General features: G+C 38.2%; 6 protein-coding genes and 1 pseudogene. 3 read left to right on the plus strand and 4 right to left on the minus strand.

Annotated features, from left to right (window positions below; translation table 11 throughout):
- Positions 1-76: 76 nt before the first annotated feature.
- The 3 genes and pseudogenes from CP368_RS08890 to CP368_RS08900 all read left to right on the plus strand — a co-directional run bounded on the left by CP368_RS08890 (position 77) and on the right by CP368_RS08900 (position 2,434).
- Positions 77-265 (plus strand): hypothetical protein, encoded by a 189-nt coding sequence (locus CP368_RS08890; RefSeq protein WP_233185859.1) that lies wholly within the window; start codon positions 77-79, stop codon positions 263-265.
- 47 nt (positions 266-312) lie between these two features.
- Positions 313-581, plus strand: a pseudogene (locus tag CP368_RS08895) (DUF2922 domain-containing protein).
- A 521-nt stretch (positions 582-1,102) separates the two neighbouring features.
- Positions 1,103-2,434, plus strand: coding sequence for an SLAP domain-containing protein (locus CP368_RS08900; protein ID WP_098045990.1), 1,332 nt, complete (start codon positions 1,103-1,105; stop codon positions 2,432-2,434).
- A 286-nt stretch (positions 2,435-2,720) separates the two neighbouring features.
- On the opposite strand, the gene CP368_RS08905 is transcribed toward CP368_RS08900, so the two are convergent.
- From CP368_RS08905 to CP368_RS11065, 4 genes are all read right to left on the minus strand, one after another.
- The gene (locus tag CP368_RS08905; protein ID WP_098045991.1) at positions 2,721-3,386 is read right to left on the minus strand and encodes an Rpn family recombination-promoting nuclease/putative transposase; all 666 of its coding nucleotides are present in this window, start codon (positions 3,384-3,386) and stop codon (positions 2,721-2,723) included.
- 106 nt (positions 3,387-3,492) lie between these two features.
- Complete coding sequence (locus tag CP368_RS08910; RefSeq protein WP_233185860.1) at positions 3,493-3,846, minus strand: sigma-70 family RNA polymerase sigma factor; 354 nt, start codon at positions 3,844-3,846, stop codon at positions 3,493-3,495.
- A 392-nt stretch (positions 3,847-4,238) separates the two neighbouring features.
- Positions 4,239-5,039, minus strand: coding sequence for an SLAP domain-containing protein (locus CP368_RS11060; RefSeq protein WP_369822649.1), 801 nt, complete (start codon positions 5,037-5,039; stop codon positions 4,239-4,241).
- Positions 5,040-5,054: 15 nt separating this feature from the next.
- Complete coding sequence (locus CP368_RS11065) at positions 5,055-5,564, minus strand: hypothetical protein (RefSeq protein WP_369822650.1); 510 nt, start codon at positions 5,562-5,564, stop codon at positions 5,055-5,057.
- Between the last annotated feature and the right edge of the window lie 661 nt (positions 5,565-6,225).

A 6,225-nucleotide genomic window follows, 5' to 3' on the forward strand; every position in this document is an offset into this window, starting at 1 on the left:
ACTTCTAAATTGAAATATCGGAATACTAGCGTAGACGTTGGTAAGAGAAATGGAAAGCACGAATAGTCCAAAATGTATGAAAATAAAACATAGTCATACATTTGCTTACATTTTTCATAGCAGTCGCATGATCAAGAACGTGAAGAAGGGCGCTGCAGCTGATGATCTCAAAAAAGTGGGTCAAGCAATTGCAAGCTTACAAGAAGACAGTCTTGACGATGTCATATTAGTGCAAAAGCAACGTGTCGTTGAAGCTGCTGAATAATAAGACGGAAACAGGACCGCTATAATAAGGAAATAAGGAGAAAATAAATGGCTACAACTACTAAAACTTTGAAATTGACTTTCTTGAATGGCGAAAAGAAGAAGAACAGTATTACGTTGGGGATGCAGTAGATAACCTTACTGAAGAACAAGTTCGTCAAGCGATGAACACTATTGCATCAGCTAACGTCTTTGAGAAAGACGGTGTTGCATATTACGAAACTCCGGTATCCGCATCATACGTTGAACGTACTGTTAGTGACATCTTTAATGATGGCACAAATTCTGAATCAGCATCTGCTGATAAGCAAGACTAATCTGTCTTTGCTGTTAGAAATCATTCAAATAATTAGACAATTACTTAGAAAATAAGATAACTACACACAAAAATGTTTTAAAGAAATCGTATAGAAATATTACTTTTTTCAGATGATTTTGTTATATGTTTGTAAAATTTTAAAAAATAAATAAAAAATTAAAGGCGGACGGAAGTCCGCCTTTTCTTGTTATGACTACGATTGAATTAATTGAAAAGTTGAGGGAGGCGAAAATGCGCGGCGGGGTAAGAAAGTGGGCAAATATTACAAAAAGGGATTTTCAATTAATTTAACTTGCTATTTTTTGCTTAGGTTAGTACAATATGAATCGTGGTAAGTAATAGGACGTGCTTCAGGCATGATGCCTGTACGCATGCTGATTCTTCAGCAATGACTACTACCTCGCGAGAGTTATAAACTCGTGGATCTTGCTTTGAAGAATTTTGTACATTATAGGCTCCTATCACATGCTGAACCTATGGCCTATTACATTTTTTATATTTCAAGGAGGAAAAGACCACATGAAGAAAAATTTAAGAATTGTTAGCGTTGCTGCTGCTGCTTTATTAGCTGTTGCTCCTGTCGCTGCTTCTACTGTAAGCACTGTTAATGCAGATTCCGTTCAATCAGCTACCCAACTTGGTAAGGTTCCTGCATTTGCAAATGGCTCAACTGTTAATGTTAAGCCAAACATCACTTTGAATACTGCTGTAGGTACTACTGTTAAGGCCGCTATCTCAGTATCATTCTCAGCTACTGTTAATGGTACTACTGCTGTTTCAAACTTTACACCAGGTTCTTCAAACATTGAACTTTGGAAAGATGAAAAAAACAAGGTTACCCAAATTACTGACTTACAAGATGTAAAGGCTCATGATGCTGGTGCTACTTACCAAGTTAAGATGACCAACGTTGGTTTGAACTTTGGTTCACAAAACGCTAACAAGAAGATCACTTTAACTTTCCCAGCAGGTGATGGTTTCAAGCTGGCTTCAAACAACAGCTTCACTAACTCAAGAACTATTCAACTTGACAAGAACGGTACTGTAACCTTAAATGAAGTTGTTATGTCAGTAACTGCTAAGGATTTCGCTAACCCAGCAATCGTTAACTGGCACGAAGTTTCAACTGGTGCAGTTGTAACTTCTGGTAATGTTGACCTTTACTCAGGTTCAGATGCTGGTAAGATGAACGTTGATCAAGTTATTGCAGCTGTTCGTGCTAAGTACTACGCAGAAAACGACGTACGTCCACAATCAAGCCACATCACTTACAGCAACAACATCAAAGAAGCTTTAAAGGCTGCTGGTTCTGATGTAGATCCTCAAGGCTGGTTCATTGCTCCTAAGTCATTCAGCTTCGTTATGCATGCTTCAGCAAACAACAACGATGCTTCAAAGAGCATGACTGTTACTGTTAACGTACCAAACGGCAAGGAAGTAACTCCAGCTACTGTTCCAAGTCAAAGCAAGACTGTTATGCACAACGCATACTTCTACGACAAGGACGCTAAGCGTGTTGGTACTGACAAGGTAACTCGTTACAACACTGTAACTGTTGCTATGAACACTACTAAGCTTGCTAACGGTATTTCATACTACGAAGTAATCGAAAACGGTAAGGCAACTGGCAAGTTCATCAACGCTGACAACATCGATGGTACTAAGCGTACTTTGAAGCACAACGCATACGTTTACAAGACATCAAAGAAGCGTGCTAACAAGGTTGTTCTTAAGAAGGGTGAAACTGTAACTACTTACGGTGGTTCATACACATTCAAGAACGGCAAGAAGTACTACAAGATCGGTAACGACACTAAGAAGACTTACGTTAAGGTTGCAAACTTTGACTAATATTCTTGGTCAACAAGATAGCTAGTACACGCTAACTAAATAAAGGGAAAACGAGGCATTTGCCTCGTTTTTTCTTTTGCATAAAAATGGCCAGCACGCTTCATGCATGCCAGCTTCTAGGAACTATTTTACTTAATTACAATTTTTACTTAATAATTTTCTTCTACTAGCTTCTTAATCTCATCGCTAGATAAATCGTTACTGTAATCTTGCAATACTTTTTCAAAAATCACTTCAGAAGAAAGATCAACTTGCTTTAATGCTTGAATTAACGTAATTGCATCTTCTATAGCTTTTTTTTAGTAGCCTTTTCTGCTGCCTTCATCGCAACCTGATTCATTTCATAAGCCAACTTATCCATGTCATCGACCCACTTTCCACTATTAACATAATGATCGATATCCTTTTGCAAGTCGGCAATATAGCCTTGAGCATGGTTAATTACGCCATTCATATAATCCAAGAAATCCAATATCTTTTGGTTAAGATCGCGGTTCTTGCCCTTAGAGTTGAAAACTTTGATATGCATGCCTACGTTAAATTCTATAGTCTTGGTTTTGCGATCAAAGAAATTGAATTCATACATGCTTTCTCCCTGATCGAATGGATCATACGTACAGAAAAACACAACGTAAGTAGATTTAAGCTTAGTGTAAGGTGGGCCCGATTTCAAAGTGAAGTTATTCAACCCCGCAGCGTAATACTGCATGCGTTCTTCTAAATCATGCTTATTAGTCGTCTGCATTTCGATGTCATAGATACGACCTTTGTCATCTTGTGCCCAGACGCGAAAGTTTTTGCTCTCAAGACCAATGTTGCCGTCATATTGAGTGATTACATTAATCTTCTGCAAATTCAACTCAGGATAAGCACGGCGGAGCAGCTCTAGGCAATTTTTTTCTTGCTCATCACATGGCCAAATACCAGATCTTGCGTAATGCCAGGATATCAAGTTATTCTTTTTCCCATATTTTACCTCATAATAGCTTGTACATCAGTAAAATAGTTCCCACTATTTAATACGCAAAAAAGTGGCATTTTTTTGTGAGAAAATATATTTATTTAACCAGCATCTTGCGAAGCTTAACCAACAAATCATGCTTGAGGCGAGTGAGGGTTCTGCGTGAGGTGCCGTATTCCGCGGCTAATTGTGTGATCTTCTTGTCAGAGAGTAGGTGCTCGTAGAAAATAATCTGCTCCATCTCGGTCAACTTGTTAACTTCTTGCTTCAAGACAACTAAGTTGTTCCAATCGGCTTTTTCGCCAAGATCGTAGGCCTCATCCATGTCAGTGTTGCGTTCACACACGCGTTGTTTACGCTTCAATCGATTCAGCGTCTGCCAGAGAACCTTCTTGAAGCTTAACTTATCAATTTCCGTGCGAGCCTTTTCAGTAGCTAATTCTTCGAGCATTTCGGCGTAAATGATCAGATCTTCTTGAAATAGATCCTCATACAAGTGGTAATCAGGGCGGACATGTGCAGCCTTGAGTGCTCCACCAACTAACTTACGATTTTCCCATGCTTTTCTAAAACCGTAAGGAACTCCTTTTTCTAATGTTTTAGGAAATTAAATTAAGGAATAATTCATCCTTACACAAACTATTTTACGGTCTCACATGTTTATATTAATATGCATAAATATAAGGTTTATGTTATTTATTAGTTATGAATTATAGAAAACGTATAAAAAGCCCATGATTATTGAGATCATGAGCTTTTTAGTGCAAAAGAAAAAACGAGGCAAATGCCTCGTTTTCCCTTTATTTAGTTAGCGTGTACTAGCTATCTTGTTGACCAAGAATATTAGTCAAAGTTTGCAACCTTAACGTAAGTCTTCTTAGTGTCGTTACCGATCTTGTAGTACTTCTTGCCGTTCTTGAATGTGTATGAACCACCGTAAGTAGTTACAGTTTCACCCTTCTTAAGAACAACCTTGTTAGCACGCTTCTTTGATGTCTTGTAAACGTATGCGTTGTGCTTCAAAGTACGCTTAGTACCATCGATGTTGTCAGCGTTGATGAACTTGCCAGTTGCCTTACCGTTTTCGATTACTTCGTAGTATGAAATACCGTTAGCAAGCTTAGTAGTGTTCATAGCAACAGTTACAGTGTTGTAACGAGTTACCTTGTCAGTACCAACACGCTTAGCGTCCTTGTCGTAGAAGTATGCGTTGTGCATAATAGTCTTGCTTTGACTTGGAACAGTTGCTGGGGTTACGTCCTTACCGTTTGGAACAGTAACAGTAATTGGTAACTTAGCTGAAGCATCATTGTTGTTTGCTGAAGCAGTCATTTCAAAAGTGAATGACTTAGGAGCAACAAACCAACCATTAGCATCAACATCAATGTTCATAGCCTTTAAAGCTTCTTTGATGTTGTTGCTGTATGAAATAGTACTTGATTGACTGTTGTACTTGTCACCTGCATTGTTGCGTGCAACATACTTGTTTTCTGCAGCAGCTACAAATTGAGCAACGTTCATCTTACCAGCATCTAAAGTAATGTTACCGCTAGTTACGTTAACGTTAGTTTCTCTGTCGTACCAAGCAACAACGGCTGGGTTAGCAAAGTCCTTAGCAGTTACGTTGATAGCAACTTGGTTCAAGGTTACAGTACCGTTTTAGTCAAGCTTAATAGTTCTTGAGTTTGTAACAGTATTGTTTGATGCAAGTTGGAAGAAATCGCCTTCAGGCATAGTTAAAGTGATTTCCTTGTTTGCGTTTTGTGAACCAAAGTTTAAACCAACATGGCTCATTACAACACGGTAAGTTGAACCTGCAGTAAGGTAATGAACATCTTGTAAATTAGTAATTTCCTTGCTACCGTGGAAAAGTTGGATGTTTGAGTATCCAGGCTTAAAGTTTGAGGTAGCAGTAGTACCGTTAAAAGTAGCGTCAAATGATACAGAAATAGCTGCCTTAATTGAACCATGTACTGTGTTTAATGAAACATTTGGCTTAACATTTACAGCATCACCATTAGCTAAAGTAGGTACCTTACCTAATTGAGTAGCGGAAGTAACACTAGCAGCATTAACAGTGCTTACAGCAGAAGCAGCAACAGGAGCAACAGGAGCAACAGCTAATAAAGCAGCAGCAGCGACGCTAACAATTCTTAAATTTTTCTTCATGTGGTCTTTTCCTCCTTGAAATATAAAAAATGTAATAGGCCATAGGTTCAGCATGGAAAGGAGCCTATAATGTACAAAACCCTTCGAAGCAAGATCCACGAGTCTATAACTCTCATGAGGTAGTAGTCATTGCTGAAGAATCAGCATGCGTACAGGCGTCATGCCTGAAGCACGTATATTGTGTACGTGATCCTTAAATTTGATTTTAGTGGAGTGATTTTTCCTCTTATATGCTAGGGGTGGATTGGGTGGGTTTATTCCGCCGCGTGTAATCCGGGTCTGAAGATAGAGGATGTTAAGCGTAAGGGATGCAAAAGAAAAAGCCCATGATTTTGAGTAATCATGAGCTTATTTTGAGGCAAAGGCGTTTAAGTGAATGTAGCGAACTGAATCGGAATTATCAAATTTCTCTTTGAATAGGTCGCTTAGCGAGTGTCTACATTCTTTATATTTTTCGAAAGTATAGTGTCGATTTTCATCTTTGTTAAAATTTTTTTGTCTATTAGCAACAGGACAGACTAAATGATATGGATCTATCAAAATTACTATTAAGTTTTGTGTATTATCATTTAAATTATCTGGGTTAATTGCATAAATAGAAAAAACGGCGGATTGTAAAATCAAATTGAACACTTCGTTCAAATATTAAAAAAAGTCCATT

The organism is Lactobacillus sp. UMNPBX17 (genome assembly GCF_002553735.1).
GTDB classification, from domain to species: Bacteria; Bacillota; Bacilli; order Lactobacillales; family Lactobacillaceae; genus Lactobacillus; species Lactobacillus gallinarum.

Coding starts and splice junctions, on each gene's coding strand:
- CP368_RS08890 (WP_233185859.1), top strand. CDS start 77: ATGAAAATAAAACATAGTCATACATTTGCTTACATTTTTCATAGCAGT.
- CP368_RS08900 (WP_098045990.1), top strand. CDS start 1,103: ATGAAGAAAAATTTAAGAATTGTTAGCGTTGCTGCTGCTGCTTTATTA.
- CP368_RS08910 (WP_233185860.1), bottom strand. CDS start 3,846: ATGCTCGAAGAATTAGCTACTGAAAAGGCTCGCACGGAAATTGATAAG.
- CP368_RS11065 (WP_369822650.1), bottom strand. CDS start 5,564: ATGAAGAAAAATTTAAGAATTGTTAGCGTCGCTGCTGCTGCTTTATTA.